Origin of the sequence: Microbacterium sp. WCS2018Hpa-9, assembly GCF_031843745.1 — a bacterium.
In the GTDB taxonomy this organism is placed as follows: Bacteria; Actinomycetota; Actinomycetes; order Actinomycetales; family Microbacteriaceae; genus Microbacterium.
Genome location: NZ_JAVTIY010000001.1, coordinates 720,974 through 736,861, shown reverse-complemented (window position 1 = coordinate 736,861; position 15,888 = coordinate 720,974). Strand labels below are relative to the sequence as shown.

Below are 15,888 nucleotides of genomic sequence, written 5' to 3'. Positions count from 1 at the left end.
GTCTGTCACCTGTGTGACGGCTGCGGGATGTCAGCCTGCGGGCTCGAGCTGCACGACGAGGCCGCGGTGATCGCTGCCACCGCCGCCGCCGATCACGACCGATCCGGTCGCCGTCCAACTGGGCGACGCCATGACGTGGTCGATCGGCGTGCTCAGCAGTGCCGGCAGCGAGCTCGGCCAGGTTCCGCTGAAGCCGTTGCCCGATCGGGTCGCCGCGTCGCGGCAGTAGCCCATGTCGCCGCCCTCGACGCCGAGCCCGGCCATGTGGTCGATGGTCGCGTTGAAGTCGCCGGCGAGGATGAAATCGCCCGCGGGGCACTGGTCGGCGATCCAGCGCAGGTCGCTCTGCCACTGAGCCATGTCTTCCATCCGCGGCGCGACGGCGTGCACGGCGACGATCGTGGGCCCCGTGCCATCGACCGGCATCAGCACCGCGCTGGGCACCGATCCGGTGTTGTTCGAGCCGTCCTCCGACGACGCGATCACGGAGTACTCGCCGAGGTCGGGGGAGACGAGGACTGTCGTGTGCCACGACTTCGGGCCGTCGACGACGTCGGGTTTGAACTGCACGTGGTGCACCCACATCGGGTGTTCCTGATCGCGCAGCAGCACGGCGATCTGCTCGCCGACCTCTTCCGTGGTCTCGGGCAGCGCGACGATGTCGGCGCCTCGATCGAGGATCTCCCGGGCGATCTCCTCGGCGGACACCTCGTCGCCGGCGGTGTTCCAGGTGAGCACCCTGATGCTCGAATCCGTCGCCTCGGGAAGGGTGTCCGCACCGAAACCGCGGACGACGCCGATGGCTCCCGTGGCCCCCGCGCCGAGCAGTGCGACGATCAGGACGGATGCCGCGAAGCCGCGCAAAGGCTTCGCGAGGAGGAGCAGCAGCGACAGAGCGGCGATGACCAGGAACGCCGCGAGTACCACCCCGCGGGCGGCGACGATCTGGGCGAACGGAAAGGTCTGCTCGAGACGGAAGAACTGTGGCCACACCACGACTGCCGTCGCGATCGCGAGCAGCACGGTGAAGAGGATCCCCAGTAGTCGAAACATCACCTCCAGCCTAGAAGTCCTCTCTGTGAAGTCCCTTGAGCGACGGGCAGGCGCGACCGGCGTCCGCCGTCGTCGGTACGCTCGGAGCATGGCCTCCGCTCGCTCCCGCCGTTTCGCCGGTCCGTCCGACCTGCATATGCACTCCAACCACTCGGACGGCACCGAGGCACCTGCCGAGGTCGTGCGCCAGGCGCACTCATACGGCCTGCGTACCGTGGCGCTGACCGACCACGACCGCAGCACCGGGTGGGATGAAGCGGCAGCGGTAACCGCCGAACTGGGAATGACGTTCATCCCGGGCATGGAGCTCTCGGCGAAGCACGAATGGCGCAGTGTGCACGTGCTCGGCTACCTGTTCGACCCGCTCGACGATGCGCTGAGAGCCGAGACCGATCGGATCCGCGGCGATCGGATCGGCCGAGCCGAGAGGATCGTCCGCAGCATCGGTCGCGATTACGACCTCGACTGGGACGACGTCCTCGCCCAGACCACCCTCGACGCGACGGTCGGACGCCCGCACATCGCCGACGCTCTCGTCGCACGAGGGATCGTCCGCGATCGTACCGAGGCTTTCGACGGGATCCTGCACCCGCGCGAGGGCTACTACGAACCGCACTACGCGCCGGACCCGCTCACCGCGGTGCGTCTGATCACCGACGCCGGAGGAGTGGCGATCATCGCGCACCCCGCGACGGTGGGACGCGACCACATGATGCCCCTGCATTTCATCGAGCAGCTGATCGCCGCAGGCTTGGGCGGTTTCGAGATCGATCACCGTGAGAACACCGCATCGGGCAAGAAGGCGCTGCATGCGATCGCGGCGAAGCACGATCTGATCATCACCGGCTCGAGCGATTACCACGGCACCGGAAAACCGAACCTGCCGGGCGAGAACACGACCTCGGACGAGATGGTGCAGCGGCTCATCGAGCGCGCGACCGGAACCGCGCCGCGCTACGCCTGACGTCGGGCGTTCCGCCGGTCGCGTACTGGGATCGCTCAGGCGGCACAGCAGAGGGGGCGGATGCCGCTGCTGCAGCATCCGCCCCCTCTGAGGTCGATCAGGATCCGGAGACCGGGGCTGCTCCCGTGCCGCCCGAACCTCCGCGACGGCGACGGCGACGACGCGCCGGAGCCGGCTTGCCGTCGTGGTGCTCCTTGCCTGCGCCGTCATGGGTGCCGGCGCCCTCGGCGCTGCGGTCGGCTGACGGCGTGGACTGCGAGTCGTCGGCAGGTGCCTCGGAAGCGCCTTCTGCGAACGTGGAACCCACCGGGGTCGAACCGCCCCGACGACGCCGACGGCGACGGGTGCCGCCCTCGTCCGTGCCCTCTGCTGCCACGTCTGCTGCGCGCTCGGGGCGCGGAGCCCGCTCGGTCTTCACCGACTGCGTCTTCGGCGCCGAGACCAGACGGCCCTTCGTGCCGGCGGGGATGTCGAGGTCTTCGAACAGGTGCGGGCTCGACGAGTACGTCTCGGTGGGGTCGGGCTGGCCGAACTCGAGGGCTCGGTTGATCAGCGCCCACTTGTGCAGGTCTTCCCAGTCGACGAACGTCACGGCGATGCCGGTCTTGCCCGCGCGCCCTGTGCGCCCGACGCGGTGCAGGTACGTCTTGTCCTCGTCGGGGATGGTGTGGTTGATCACGTGGGTGACGTCGTCGACGTCGATGCCTCGGGCGGCCACGTCGGTCGCGACGAGCACGTCGCGCTTGCCGGCCTTGAAGGCCGCCATCGAGCGCTCGCGCTGATCCTGACCCATGTCGCCGTGCACGCCGCCGACGTTGAATCCACGGTCGCTGAGCTCGTCGACCAGACGCTGCGCGGCACGCTTGGTGCGCGTGAAGATGACCGTCTTGCCGCGACCCTCGGCCTGCAGGATGCGGGCGATGATCTCGTCCTTGTCGAGCGAGTGCGCCCGGTAGACGAGGTGCTTGATGTTCGCCTGGGTGAGGCCCTCATCGGGGTCGCTCGCCCGGATGTGGATCGGGTTCGACATGAACCGGCGAGCGAGCGCGACGATCGGGCCGGGCATGGTCGCCGAGAACAGCTGCGTGTGACGCACCGAGGGGACCTTCTGGAAGATCTTCTCGATGTCGGCGAGGAAGCCGAGGTCGAGCATCTTGTCGGCCTCGTCGAGCACGACCTCGGTCGCGTTCGACAGGTCGAGCAGACGCTGGCCGGCGAGGTCGATCAGACGACCGGGCGTGCCGACGACGATCTGCGCGCCGGCCTTGAGCTGGTCGATCTGACCCTCGTAGGCCTTGCCACCGTAGATCGCGACGACGCTCGTGGGGCGGTTGCTGGTGAGCAGGTCGATGTCTTCGTACACCTGCACCGCGAGCTCGCGGGTGGGAACGACGATGAGCGCCTTGACGCCGTGCTCGGGGTTCAGCCCCAGTCGCTGCACGACGGGGATGCCGAACCCGAACGTCTTGCCGGTGCCGGTCTTGGCCTGGCCGATGATGTCCTGGCCGGGAAGGCCGAGGGGGATGGTCTGCTCCTGGATGGGGAATGCGTCGACGATGCCCTTGGAGGCGAGTGCGTCGATGATGTCCTGATCGATTCCGAGATCAGCGAAGGTTGTCAATGTTCAGATTGCCTGTCCGGCGACCTGCGAAGATCGCCACGTTCACGGATCCACGCCGTCTTTGTGCCACAGGCGCGGGCCCCACTCCGACGGCGGGGACACCGACAGCCTACCCGAGGGGGTGGCGGCGCCCGGAAGGACCCTCTCGTCCGAGTATTGTGAACCCCGTGGTGAACTGGTTCTGGAAGCGTAGGACGCCCCGGCGCACACTGACGTTGCGCAGTCGCGGGGATCAAGGCACGGCGACGCGTGTCGACTTCGCCGAACTCGCGCCGGAGCTGCCACGATTCCTCGGCCAGGCCGCGTACCTGCAGCTGGGGTACTTCGAGACGCTCACTCGACTGATCAGGGCGACGCCTGAGCTCTCCGAGAAGGAATCCCTGTCTCGTGCGGCCGGTGCCGCGCTCACGAAGCACAGGGCCATCGTCGACCTGATCGCCGAGCGCGGTGACGACCCGACGCAGCTCATGCTCCCGTTCCGCGAGAATCTCGATGCGTTCCGTCGCAAGACGATCGGGGCGCGTCCGAGGGAGACGCTGCTGGCGGTCTACATCACCGCAGGCATGCTGGACGACTTCTACTTCGCGCTCGCATCGAGCTACGGCGAGACCGGAGAGCGGGTGGCGGCGATCCTGGGTGAGGACGACGCCCGTCATGAGATCGTCGCGATCATCCAGGAGACCATCGACGGCGACGGCGAGTGGCGATCACTCCTGTCGATGTGGGCGCGCCGCCTGGTCGGCGACACGATCCTCGTGTGTCGTTCGGCCTTGCGTCAGCCCGAGCTCGCCGCCATGAGCGAAGACCGTGTCGAGCTGGTCTACACCGAACTCATGGGAGCTCACGCCCGCCGCATGGATGCGATGGGTCTGGCCTCTTAGACGGAGCGGCTCAGATGCCGAGTGCGGCCTTGGCCGACGCGTCGGACCGGCGGCGCGACGCGACGATCGCGACCGTCAGGCCTGCCGCGATGACGACCGAGCCGACGACGCTCGCGAGCCACAGCCAGATGCTGCCCTCTCCGACGCCGAGCCACTGCAGGCCCGTGTAGAAGAGCGCGGCGAGGGCGGTGGCGATCGCGGGAGTCAGGGCGACCCCGCGCAGCTCGCGGCCACCGATCATGTAGTGGGCCGCGATGCCGAGCACGCACGCTCCGATGAGAGCGAGGAGGATGTACATCGTGGCGTCAGGCGAAGAAGCCGACGCGACGAGACTCCTCGGTGCCGAGCTCGATGTAGGCCAGGTTCGCGGTCGGAACCAGGTAGGAGTTGCCCTTCACATCGGCGAAGCTCAGGTGAGAGGTGTTCTGCTCGAGAGCTGAGGAGACCTGCGTGCGGACCTCGTCCGCGCTCGAAGCGGTCTCGAAGCTGAGCTCGCGGCCGGTGTTGATGATGCCGATGCGGATTTCCACGCGTACTCCTGTTTTCCAGTCGACGATGCTGTGGTCGAGTCGACCACGGAGGTCGACGACTGCGCCCAACTCTACCGGGCGGCGAGACGAGGGGATCCGCCGATCGGGCCGGTTTCGCCCTGAGCGCACATCGTCCAGCGACAGCGTCGAGAGACCGCGGCGGGCGGCGATGTCCGTGCGCCGCAGTAGCGTGGATGACATGACAGAGGACGCCGCGCAGAACGCCGTGATCGGTGCAGACGCGTCGGCATCCGGCGTCATCATCGGGGCGCCGGGAACCGGCAAGACCCACACCCTCACCGAGCGGGTGGTGCATCTGCTCGACACTGTGGGTATGCGTCCGGAGCAGCTCCTCGTGCTCACGCCGAGCAGGCAGGCGGCCACCGCGCTGCGCGATCGCATCGGAGTCAGAATCGGTCAGGCCACTCCCGGCCCGCTGGCCAGGTCACTCGGGTCGTTCGCCTTCCAGGTCGTGCGCGGAGCGATGGTGCGCGCCGGAGCAGAGCCGCCGGCCCTGTTGACGGGCGCAGACCAGGACCGCCTGATCGCTGAGCTGCTCGCGGGCGATGCCGAAGACGAGCGCATCGTGTGGCCGCAGGCGCTGAGCCCCGCAGTCCGCGCATCGAAGGGCTTTCGTTCCGAGCTTCGTGCGTTCCTCGCAGAGTGCGTCGAGCTCGGCGCACTCTGCGAGGAGCTGCGCGCGGCCGATGACGCCGCCTGGTCGGCCGTCGCCGACTTCCTCGTCGAGTACCGTGCGGTGCTCGATCTGGCTCGGGCATCGCACCGAGACGCCGCAGATCTGCTCGCCGAGGCGTGCACGATCCTGCAGACGGCGGAGCCGACCGCCCTCGGGCCCCTCGCCGATCTCAGGGTGGTGCTCATCGATGATGCGCAGGAGCTGACACGCGGCGGGATCGCGGTGGTCGAGGCGCTGCGGGCGCGAGGCACCGCAGTGCTCGCGTTCGGCGATCCAGACATCTCCTCCGGAGCATTCCGCGGAGCGAGTCCCGAGCTGTTCGCTCAGCTCGCCACGGCGCTCGGCGAGGTGCACGTCCTCGACAGGCCCCACCGTCAGGCGCCCGCTCTCACGGCGCTCACCCGCACCGTCACGCAGGCGATCGGGGCTTCAGGTCGCATCGACCACCGACGCGCCCCTGAACCGCTCGACGCGCCGCGGCCGGGCGCCCCCACCGACGTCAGCACCTTCGTCGCGCCGTCGCCGCACGAAGAGCTCGACCGCATCGCCGGCGTCATGCGCGAGTGGCACCTCACAGACGATGTGCCGTGGGATCGCATCGCGGTGATCGCACACGACACCCGCCAGGTGACGCAGCTCGAGTCCGAGCTCGCGGCGCGCGAGATTCCGACGAGGGCCGCGGGTGTGCAGCGTCCGCTCGGCTCCGAGCCGATCGTGCGCGACATCGTCGGCATCGTGCGCCTGGCCCTCACCGCACCTGACGACCGGACCTCCCAGGACTGGGAGGAGGCGCTCCGCACTCCCTTCGGCGGCATGGATGCGATCGGCCTCCGGCGTCTTCGCGCACGTCTGCGTCATATCGAGCTCGACCTCGGCGGTTCGACTCCGGCTCGGGAGCTGCTGCGTCAGGCACTGGCATCGCCCGACCACTTCACTCTCATCGATGCGCAGGAATCCCGCCTGGCCGCACGCTTCGCCTCGACCATCGCCGAGGTGGCCACCGCGGCAGCCGACGGAGAGACGATCCACGATCTCCTGTGGCGAGTCTGGGATCAGGCCAGGGCGGTCGACGGGCGCAAGCTCCAGGTCGCGTGGCGTGAGATGTCGCTGCAGCCCAGCGGTGCCGAGACCGCGAGAGCCCTCGATGCCCTCGTCTCGTTGTTCGGCGCGGCGAAGCGGTTCGTCGAGCGCACCCCGAATGAGAAGCCGGAGGTGTTCGTGCGCGACATCCTCGACAGCGAGGTGCCCGAAGACTCTCTGTCGAGTCCCGATCGACCCGGTCGGGTGACGCTGCTCACACCGGCGACCGCGCTCGGCACCGAGTTCGACGCCGTCGTGGTGGCGGGAGTGCAGGACGGCATCTGGCCGAACGTGCGACTGCGCGGCGGGATGCTGCAGACCTGGCGTCTCGCCGATGCGGTGCTCGCCGCCCGCACCGGAACCGCCGAGCACCCGCCCGAGACCCTCGACAGGCGCCGTGCGGCCCTCCACGACGAGCTGCGTCTCTTCGTGCGCGCGATCTCTCGCTCGCGCCGCAGGCTCCTGATCACCGCGGTCGACGACGACGACCTGACTCCCAGCCCGTTCTTCGGGTTCCTCCCACCGCCCGATCCGCCCGAGCTGCATGCCTCGGCGGAGCATCCGCTCACGCTGCGAGGGCTCGTCGCTCGTCACCGCCGGGTGCTGACCACCTCGACCGCCCCTGCCGCGCGAGGCCACGCGTCCGCCCAGCTGGCGGTGCTCGCGAGGGAGGGCGTGCCAGGTGCCGACCCGTCCGAGTGGTACGGCGTGACTCCGCCGACGACCGACGCCCCACTGCACGACCTCGCGGTCGACGCCGCTCGGGTGTCGCCGTCACGCATGGAGTCCTTCGAGGAATGCGAGCTGAACTGGGCGGTCTCCGCGCTCGGGGGCGACACCGTGATGCCCCCGTCGGCGGGGATCGGCACGATCATCCACGAAGCGATGGAGCAGGTGCCTGACGGAGAACTCGAGCGCCTGCGAGACGTTCTCGCCGAGCACTGGCCCGAGCTCGACTTCGAGACGGCCTGGATCGGCAGGAAAGAGCGCCGTAGGGCCGACCTGTACATCGATCGGCTGCACAGCTATCTCTCGGACGTCGCAGAGGAAGGCGGTCGCGTGATCGCGGGCGAGGTCGAGTTCCGGTTCGCGGTCGAGGTCCCGGGCGAGATCGGAGCACCGCCGGCCGTCCGCACGGTGAGCACCGAACCGGAACCTCACCCGCACCACGCGATCGTTCACGGTTTCATCGACAGGGTCGAGGCGTACACAGCCGGGGGCGGAGAGCACGCGAAGGCCCGAGGACAGAGATGGACGCGTATGGCCGATGCGCAGGGCGGAGAACGCGTCGTGGTCGTCGATCTGAAGACGGGCAAGTACGAGCCGGAAAGCGAGCAGAAGGTCGCAGACCACGCGCAGCTCGCCGCATACCAGGTGGCTGTGCAGGAGGGTCTCATCGCGGGAGCGGATTCGGCGGCGCTGGCCGGAGCGCGGCTAGTGCTGGTCGCCAAAACCCTGGCCGGGAGCGATTTCCGCGTCGCGCACCAGCACACGCTCGCCGGGGAAGAGCGGGTGCAGTTCCTCGGACGCATCGCCGAGGCCGCTCGAGGCATGTCGGCGTCCAGCTTCACCGCCCACGTCGAGGCGCACTGCGCAGACACACAATGGCGGGTCCAGCCGTGCCGCATCCACACGGTCGCCGCGGTGAGCGCGTGACGGCGTGGACGGGGGCGGGGCACGGCATCTCCGCGCTGGACGTCGCCGCCGCGCTCGGCCTTCCGGCGCCCACAGAGGCGCAGCAGCGGGTGATCGAATCGCCGCCCGCGCCTGCTCTCGTGGTCGCGGGAGCGGGCAGTGGCAAGACCGAGACGATGGCCGGTCGCGTCGTATGGCTCGTCGCGAACGGGCACGTGCGCCGCGATCAGATTCTCGGACTGACCTTCACACGCAAGGCCGCGGGTGAGCTCGCGGAGCGCATCGGGGCCAGGCTCGCGCTCGTCGACGAATACGGAAGACGGGGACTGCTGCCGTACCTTCCCGAGATCGTGGCGAGCCACGCGCTCGATCGCGTGTCGAGAGCCGCGAACGGTCGTCAGCGCGAGGTCGTCCGATCCCAGGTGCTCGACGAACTCGCCGAGCGCTTCGGGACAGCGGGCGATGTGGCCCCGCTTTCGGCCGAGGACCTGCTGATCCGTCCGAAGGTATCGACGTACAACGCCTTCGCAGACGGCATCGTGCGTGAGCACGCGGCGCGCATCGGCCGCGAGTCCGACGTCGCCATGCTCAGTCAGGCGGCGTCCTGGATGCTGGTGCGCGATGTCGTGCTGCGCGCCGACCTCCCAGACCTGGAGGAGATAGACCGATCGGTGGCGGGAGTGGTCGACGCGGTGCAGCGACTGGCCGGCGACTCTCTCGATCACAGGGTCGACCTGGATCGCGCGGATCGGATCGCGCTGCGTCAGGCCGAGGCGTTCGAACCGTACCGGAGCAATGCGGATGTCGCGACCGCGGCGGCGAACCTGCGCGCGCTTCCCGCCCTGTCGACCCTGGTCCGCGACTACATCGCCGAGAAGGAGCGACGCGGTGTGCTGGATTTCGCCGACCAGGTCAGCGGCGCCTACGACATCGTCGAGTCGTCACCCGATGTGCGCGACGACCTCAGACAGCAGCATCAGGTCGTTCTGCTCGACGAGTACCAAGACACCTCTGTGATCCAGACGCAGTTCCTCGCACGGCTCTTCCGCGACTCCGCCGTGATGGCGGTAGGGGATCCCCACCAGTCGATCTACGGATGGCGAGGCGCCAGCGCAGACAACCTGCATGCCTTCGCGCGGACCTTCTCCGAGCATGAGACAGTCGGGAACTACAGTCTGATGACGAGCTGGCGCAACGACCGGAACATCCTCGGTGTCGCCAACCGCATCCTCGGCCCGCTGCGCAGACCCGGGTTGGACGTACCGCCCCTCGAGGCTCGCCCGGGTGCGGGCCCAGGGTCGGTCGAGGTGAGCTTCCCGCTCACGGTCGACGAGGAGGCGCGCGCGGTCGCCGAGTGGTTCGCTGAACGTCGTGCAGCACACGACGATCCCGCGAAGCCGCACACCGGGGCGGTGCTGTTCCGGTCGAAGCGTCATATGCAGACCTTCGCGGCAGCGCTGGCCGCGCAGGGGATTCCCCACCGGATCCTGGGCCTCGGCGGTCTCCTCGCGACGCCCGAGGTGGTCGATGTCGTCTCGACGCTGCGTGTGCTGCACGATCCCACCGCCGGCTCTGCACTGATCAGACTCCTCGTCGGCCCTCGATTCTCGGTCGGGGTCGCCGACATGGCCGCCCTGCAGGACCTTGCATCGGAGCTCTCCCGGCGAGACAGCGGGCTGCTGCCGCTCGACGACGAACTCCGAAAGCGCATCCGTGCGTCGCGCGGAGCAGACGAGGCGCTGTCGATCATCGACGCCGTCGACGTGCTCCGCGGCCTCAGTGACGACTACCGTCTTCTGTCGCGCATCACGCCGGAGGGCCGCTCTCGCATACGCGCGGCGGGGGAGATGCTCGAACGGCTCCGTCGAGCCTCGTCGCTGCCGCTTCCCGACATGCTGAGGCTCATCGAGCTCGAGCTGCGTCTGGACATCGAGCTCGCTGCGAACGAGACGAGGGGGCCGGCCCGCATCGCCGCCACGCAGCTGCGCGCGTTCACCGACGAGGTCCGGTCGTTCCTCGCCGCGGACGAGCGAGGGACCATCTCGAGCCTCCTCGCCTGGCTCGAGAAGGCCGAGAGCACGGACGAGCTGGTGCCGCGACCCGAACCGCCGGAGCCGGGGGTGGTTCAGCTGCTGACCATCCACGGCTCCAAGGGCCTCGAGTGGGATGCGGTCGCCGTGGTGCGCATGGTCGAGGGCGAACTGCCGTCGAGACCGACGGACACCTCGGGGTGGTTCGGCTTCGGGGTTCTGCCCTTCGCTCTGCGCGGCGACAGCGCGGCTCTGCCGACGTTCACCTGGATTCCCCCCTCTGAGGAAGAGCTCGATCCGGCCAAGCGGCTGAAGGCCGGGATCGCGTCCCTGACGAGCAAGAGCAAGACGGCGCCGGGTGCGATCACCGTGTTCAAGGACTCCTATCGCGAGTATCAGCAGGAAGAAGAGCGACGACTCGCCTACGTCGCCGTCACCAGGGCACGCAGCCACCTGCTCCTGACCGGAGCGCACTGGGCGGGGCAGAAGCAGCCGAAGGCGCCGAGTCCCTACCTGATCGAAGCCATGGAGGTGCTCGGGCGAGGGGCGATCGACCCCGTGGATCCTGACGAGAACCCCTACGAAGGACCGGGCGCCACTCTCACCTGGCCGCTCGACCCGCTCGGTGCTCGGCGCGGTGTCGTCGAGTCCGCGGCCGCAGCCGTGCGCGATGCGGCCGAGAGCGACCCGGTGGCCTCCCCGGAGCTGGTCCGTCTGCTCGCCGAGCGTGCGGCCCGACTGCGCGGCGCCGATGCGCCACCGCCGACCCGCGTGCCCGCCTCCCGCTTCAAGGACTACGTCACCGACTTCACGGGCACGGTGGCATCCATCGTCCGCCCGATGCCCGAGCGGCCCTATCGGCAGACTCGCCTGGGCACGCTGTTCCATGCGTGGGTCGAGAGGCGCAGCGAACTGGTCGGCGTCGGCCAGCGCGTCGACGAGGCGCTCTGGGAGGTCGACGAAGATGACCTCTCCTTCGGCGAGAGCATCGGGGGAGCGGAGGTGTCGTCGACCGACGCCGCCGACCTCTCGGCCCTGCAGGAGATCTTCGAGGCCAGCGAGTGGGGATCCCTCAAGCCCATCGCGGTAGAGATCGAGATCGACTTCGCGCTGGGTGGCGGCGCAGCACCGGGTGACGACGGTCACATCGTCATCTGCAAGCTCGATGCGGTCTACCGACGCGAGGATCGGGGCGGGCGTATCGAGATCGTCGACTGGAAGACGGGCAAGGCGCCGCGCACGCCCAAGGAGCGGGAAGAGCGGATGCTGCAGCTCGCGCTGTATCGCCTCGCCTACCATCGTCGATTCGGGGTGCCGCTCGACGAGATCGACGTCGCGCTCTACTACGTCGCAGACGACCTCGTCATCCGCGGTGACCGGGTCTACTCCGAGTCGGAGCTCTTCCAGCGCTGGAGCGCCGCTCGCGCGGCTCGCTGAGCTTCATCCTCCGGCGACCCCTCGTCGGAGCCGTCCGCTTTCTCGGGCGCGTCCGCATGATGGGTGTCGCCGGTCGTGTTCCGCGGCGCGCCGAGGTCTTCCGAGACCTGGTCGCGCACCGCTGACAGGTCCTCGGTCTCGAGTCCACCCACCTGAAGTCGACGCGCGGCATCCGCAGTCTCGCTGAGATCCGTCGTGCTCTGGTCGCTGTCGTCGCGCCAGAGATCGTTCGGGTTGTACGCGTCGGTCTGCATCGATGTGTCGACGCCCGAGGCGGCGCTCGCCGGAACCCTGTCGAGCGCATCCAGAGCAGACTCGACTCCCTCGTTGCGCGAGGCGATCACGCCGAGATCGTCGTTGTGCAGTCCCTCGGCGAGTGACTCGAGAAGAGCGGCGGCATCGTCGACGATGTCGGGTCGGTGCAGTGAGTCCCCGTGCACCAGCCAGCGGGCGAACTCGAGCTCGGCGAGCAGTCGAGCGCGCACCTCGAGTGCCGCGTCGGGGCCGCGATCGGCGGCGCGAGCGTACGACGCGTGGACGTCGTCTGCCGCATCAGGGGCAGTCGACAGCCATGACAGATCGATCGCGGGGTCGCCCACAGCCAGCGAATGCCAGCCGATGAGTCCGGTCACCTCGGGGCCGAGCTCGGGGTCGTCGCGGAAGATGAACGAGGTGGACTGCACTCCGCCCAGCACCACCGTCGATTCGAAACGCCAGAGGTCGTCGTCGGCGAGCGCGTCGCGCCACCTGACGGTGAGTCGAGCGGGAACGCGCCCGGTCGATGCTGCGGCGTCGACCAGTCGAGCGAGTTCGTCGCGGCTCTCCTGGGCAGACCGCGTGGTCAGCCCGGCACCTCGCACCACTGACGTGGGAAGCGCGTGCACAGCGGCGATCGCCGCGCCCATCGATTCGGCAGCGCCGCGGCCCGCGGGAACCATCGCGGCTTCGATCTGGAAGCCGGGCAGCAGCTCGGTCACGAGGGCGTGTGCGTCTGCCAGCCGGGTTTCGCCGATGTACTCGGGAGCTTTGAAGGGCAGCATCGCCCGTGCCCCGGCCGTCAGTGCCCTCAGCGCGAGGGCCTCGGCAGCGAGCTCGCGTGAGGTCTCGTCGTCGTCGGCCACGCGGATCGCGAGCTCGCGCCCGTCTGCGAGGGTGGCGACGGCGGAGTCGAAGCGGCCGTCGCCGTCGGCGCTGAGCACGCGCGCCCCGGTCACCTCGGCGCCGGGCAGTGCGGCAGTCACCGCCGCGGCTAGAGTGAATGGAGAGCGTCCCATGCCTCCAGGGTAGGTGGACGAGGGGGCGGTCCCGCTCCCGCCACGCCCGTGAGAGAGGGAGCCGATGATCGCCGACAGCAGCACTTCCCTCGACCGCGCCGCGGATCTGCGCGTCGAGCCCGGGATCCTCGATCGGCTGCGCGCCGACGAGACGACGAGGGTGATCGCCGTCCGCGACGGTCGGGTGCGCATCGCAGGCGCCGATCTCGATCCGGCTGCGCTGCTGCGGGTGCCCGCCTCCGAGATCGTCGACGCGACCTGGGCGCTCCTCGGCCGCGATGACGACGGAACCGCTGTGCTTCTCGCCGTTCTGCCGCCGGAGGGCGACACCGTCGACACCGCCCCCGATGAGGTCTGGCTGGGTCTCCGCGACCTGGGCGCGCGTCTCGGCCCCGGCGACACCGAGCTGCTCATCGAGGCCCTCGCACTCGGCGGCTGGTTGCGCGACGCGCTGTTCTGCCCCCGCTGCGGGGGAGAGACTGAAGTGCGTCAGGCCGGATGGTCACGCCGATGCCTCGTCTGCGGTCGCGAGCACTTCCCCCGCACGGACCCGGCGGTGATCGTCGCGGTCGAGAGCTCAGACGGCGAACGCCTCCTGCTCGGCGCGAACGCGAACTGGGGCGGACGGATGTACTCCTGCTTCGCCGGATTCACCGAGGCGGGCGAGTCTCTGGAGTCCACGGTGCACCGGGAGCTCGAGGAGGAGTCGGGCGTCCGTCTGGCCTCCCTGCGCTATGTCTCGTCTCAGCCATGGCCGTTCCCTCGCTCGCTCATGCTCGGGTTCCGTGCGGTGGCTCTGGACGACCACGTGCTGCGTCCGGACGGCGAGGAGATCATCGACGTGCGCTGGTTCAGCCGCGATGAGATCGGGTCGGCTCTCGCCGGCGACGGACCGGTCGGTCTGCCGGGGCCCGCATCGATCGCGCGCGCGCTCATCCTCGAATGGTTTGAGGAGCGCGCGTGAGCGCGCTCGAGGCCCTCGACGATCGACAGCGGGAGGCGGCATCCGTGCTGCGCGGTCCCGTCGCCGTGCTGGCCGGCGCGGGAACGGGCAAGACCCGTGTGATCACCCACCGGATCGCCCACGGTGTCGATACCGGCGCGTACTCGCCGTCGCGCGTCATGGCCGTGACCTTCACCGCGAAGGCGGCAGGGGAGCTCAGAGGACGCCTGCGCGCCCTCGGCGTCGAGGGCGTCGCCGCGCGAACCTTCCATGCCGCCGCGCTCGCCCAGCTCAACTTCTTCTGGCCGACGTTGGCCGGCTCGCCGGCTCCGTCGATCATCGACAACAAGGTGAGGCTGCTCGGTCAGGCTGCAGACTCGATGCGTCTGCGCCCGAGCACCGCGACCCTGCGCGACATCGCCTCGGAGATCGAATGGCGCAAGGTGTCGATGCTCTCGGTCGAACAGCACTCGCTGCTCGGTCGCACGATGAGCGGAATCGACTCCGCGCAGTTCGTCGAGCTGCAGCAGCGCTACGAGGCGCTGAAAGACGAACGACGCCAGCTCGATTTCGAAGACGTGCTCCTGGCGTGCGCCGGGATGCTCGAAGCGGAGCCGCGCGTCGCCGCCTCCGTGCACGAGCAGTATCGCCACTTCACGGTCGACGAGTATCAGGACGTCTCTCCGCTCCAGAACCGACTGCTCGAACTCTGGCTGGGTGATCGCAAGGACATCTGCGTCGTCGGCGATGCGAGCCAGACCATCTACTCGTTCGCCGGCGCCGAACAGCGCTTCCTTCTCGAGTTCGAGCGGCGGCATCCGGATGCCACGGTCGTGCGGCTCGAGACCAACTACCGTTCGCAGGCGCCGATCCTCGAAGCGGCCAATGCTCTCATGAAGGGTCGGCCGGGTGCGCTCGAGCTCATCCCCGCGAGGGAGACGTTCAACGCCGAATCGCCGACGGTGACGGCCTACGACTCCGAGCGCGACGAGGCCGAGGGGATCGCCGCGGCCGTGGCGGCGCGGATCGAATCCGGGGCCTCGCCCTCGGAGATCGCGGTACTCTACCGCGCCCATGCGCAATCGGCGGTGCTGCAGCAGGCGCTCGCCGCAGAGGGCATCCCGACGTCGGTTCTGGGCGGAACGCGGTTCTTCGCGATGCCGGAGGTGCGTCAGGCGATCCTGGCGTTGCGGGCCGCCGCCGTCGCTCCTACGGAGCAGGGTTTCCTGCCGGGCGTTCAGCGAGTCCTCCGCGAGCTGGGGCTCTCTGACGAACCGCCCGCTGCCGGTGGCGCGCAGCGCGACGGATGGGAGGCTCGGCGCGCCATTCTGCGCCTCGCCGAGGATGCCGGGCCGGACGAGAACCTGCGCACTTTCAGCGACGCGCTCATGGCACGAGCGAAGGACCAGCACGAGCCCACGATGCGCACCGTCACGCTCTCGACCCTGCACGCCGCCAAGGGTCTCGAATGGCCGCATGTCCACCTCGCCGGCTGGGCAGAGGGCTCGCTTCCGATCTCATACGCCACCGGCTTCGAGGCGATCGACGAAGAACGCCGCCTCGCCTACGTCGGCGTCACGCGGGCCGCGCGTACTCTCTCGCTGTCGTGGTCGCGCTCAGCGGGGCGAGGGGAGCGGGCGCCGTCGCGGTTCCTGGCAGAGATGGGAACGACTGCTCGCGGCACCGGCATTCTTCGTGAAACCTCACCGAGCGCCACTCGCGCCGGCCATCGCCGCTGACCTC

The 15,888-nt window shown here is 69.2% G+C and carries 11 protein-coding genes; 6 read left to right on the top strand and 5 right to left on the bottom strand.

Annotation, left to right across the window (positions count from 1 at the left end; genetic code table 11):
• Positions 1–30 precede the first annotated feature (30 nt).
• Entirely contained in the window at positions 31–1,053 is a 1,023-nt protein-coding gene (locus tag RQG82_RS03630) for an endonuclease/exonuclease/phosphatase family protein (protein WP_311257752.1), read from the bottom strand.
• A gap of 88 nt (positions 1,054–1,141) precedes the next feature.
• Here RQG82_RS03630 and RQG82_RS03625 point away from each other — a divergent pair, with 88 nt between their 5' ends.
• Positions 1,142–2,017, top strand: a complete 876-nt coding sequence (locus RQG82_RS03625; protein ID WP_311257751.1) for a PHP domain-containing protein — start codon at positions 1,142–1,144, stop codon at positions 2,015–2,017.
• Positions 2,018–2,114: 97 nt separating this feature from the next.
• On the opposite strand, the gene RQG82_RS03620 is transcribed toward RQG82_RS03625, so the two are convergent.
• On the bottom strand, positions 2,115–3,638 hold the full coding sequence (locus tag RQG82_RS03620; RefSeq protein WP_311257750.1) for a DEAD/DEAH box helicase: 1,524 nt from the start codon (positions 3,636–3,638) through the stop codon (positions 2,115–2,117).
• A gap of 167 nt (positions 3,639–3,805) precedes the next feature.
• On the opposite strand from RQG82_RS03620, the gene RQG82_RS03615 reads away from it, so the two are divergent.
• The gene (locus tag RQG82_RS03615; protein ID WP_311257749.1) at positions 3,806–4,519 is read left to right on the top strand and encodes a ferritin-like fold-containing protein; all 714 of its coding nucleotides are present in this window, start codon (positions 3,806–3,808) and stop codon (positions 4,517–4,519) included.
• Positions 4,520–4,529: 10 nt separating this feature from the next.
• On the opposite strand, the gene RQG82_RS03610 is transcribed toward RQG82_RS03615, so the two are convergent.
• Both RQG82_RS03610 and RQG82_RS03605 read right to left on the bottom strand, forming a co-directional pair.
• Positions 4,530–4,817: a hypothetical protein gene (locus RQG82_RS03610; RefSeq protein WP_311257748.1), complete on the bottom strand. Its 288-nt coding sequence runs from the start codon at positions 4,815–4,817 to the stop codon at positions 4,530–4,532.
• A 7-nt stretch (positions 4,818–4,824) separates the two neighbouring features.
• The gene (locus tag RQG82_RS03605; RefSeq protein ID WP_053095596.1) at positions 4,825–5,049 is read right to left on the bottom strand and encodes a DUF3107 domain-containing protein; all 225 of its coding nucleotides are present in this window, start codon (positions 5,047–5,049) and stop codon (positions 4,825–4,827) included.
• A 199-nt stretch (positions 5,050–5,248) separates the two neighbouring features.
• Between RQG82_RS03605 and RQG82_RS03600 the strand changes: the two genes are divergently transcribed.
• The gene (locus tag RQG82_RS03600; protein ID WP_311257747.1) at positions 5,249–8,482 is read left to right on the top strand and encodes an ATP-dependent DNA helicase; all 3,234 of its coding nucleotides are present in this window, start codon (positions 5,249–5,251) and stop codon (positions 8,480–8,482) included.
• Complete coding sequence (locus RQG82_RS03595; protein WP_311257805.1) at positions 8,479–11,928, top strand: UvrD-helicase domain-containing protein; 3,450 nt, start codon at positions 8,479–8,481, stop codon at positions 11,926–11,928. Before RQG82_RS03600 ends, RQG82_RS03595 begins: the two co-directional genes overlap by 4 nt.
• On the opposite strand, the gene RQG82_RS03590 is transcribed toward RQG82_RS03595, so the two are convergent.
• Positions 11,874–13,202, bottom strand: coding sequence for a phosphotransferase (locus RQG82_RS03590; protein WP_311257746.1), 1,329 nt, complete (start codon positions 13,200–13,202; stop codon positions 11,874–11,876). The two genes, RQG82_RS03595 and RQG82_RS03590, sit on opposite strands and share 55 nt — an antisense overlap.
• A 64-nt stretch (positions 13,203–13,266) precedes the next feature.
• Between RQG82_RS03590 and nudC the strand changes: the two genes are divergently transcribed.
• Positions 13,267–14,166 carry an NAD(+) diphosphatase gene (gene nudC / locus RQG82_RS03585; RefSeq protein ID WP_311257745.1) on the top strand — a complete coding sequence of 300 codons (900 nt, stop codon included), beginning with the start codon at positions 13,267–13,269 and terminating at the stop codon, positions 14,164–14,166.
• A complete protein-coding gene (locus RQG82_RS03580; RefSeq protein WP_311257744.1) occupies positions 14,163–15,884 on the top strand; it encodes an ATP-dependent helicase in 1,722 nt (573 codons plus the stop codon). The genes nudC and RQG82_RS03580 overlap by 4 nt, the downstream gene beginning before the upstream one ends.
• Positions 15,885–15,888 lie beyond the last annotated feature (4 nt).

Coding starts and splice junctions, on each gene's coding strand:
- RQG82_RS03630 (WP_311257752.1), bottom strand. CDS start 1,053: ATGTTTCGACTACTGGGGATCCTCTTCACCGTGCTGCTCGCGATCGCG.
- RQG82_RS03625 (WP_311257751.1), top strand. CDS start 1,142: ATGGCCTCCGCTCGCTCCCGCCGTTTCGCCGGTCCGTCCGACCTGCAT.
- RQG82_RS03610 (WP_311257748.1), bottom strand. CDS start 4,817: ATGTACATCCTCCTCGCTCTCATCGGAGCGTGCGTGCTCGGCATCGCG.
- RQG82_RS03600 (WP_311257747.1), top strand. CDS start 5,249: ATGACAGAGGACGCCGCGCAGAACGCCGTGATCGGTGCAGACGCGTCG.
- RQG82_RS03590 (WP_311257746.1), bottom strand. CDS start 13,202: ATGGGACGCTCTCCATTCACTCTAGCCGCGGCGGTGACTGCCGCACTG.
- nudC (WP_311257745.1), top strand. CDS start 13,267: ATGATCGCCGACAGCAGCACTTCCCTCGACCGCGCCGCGGATCTGCGC.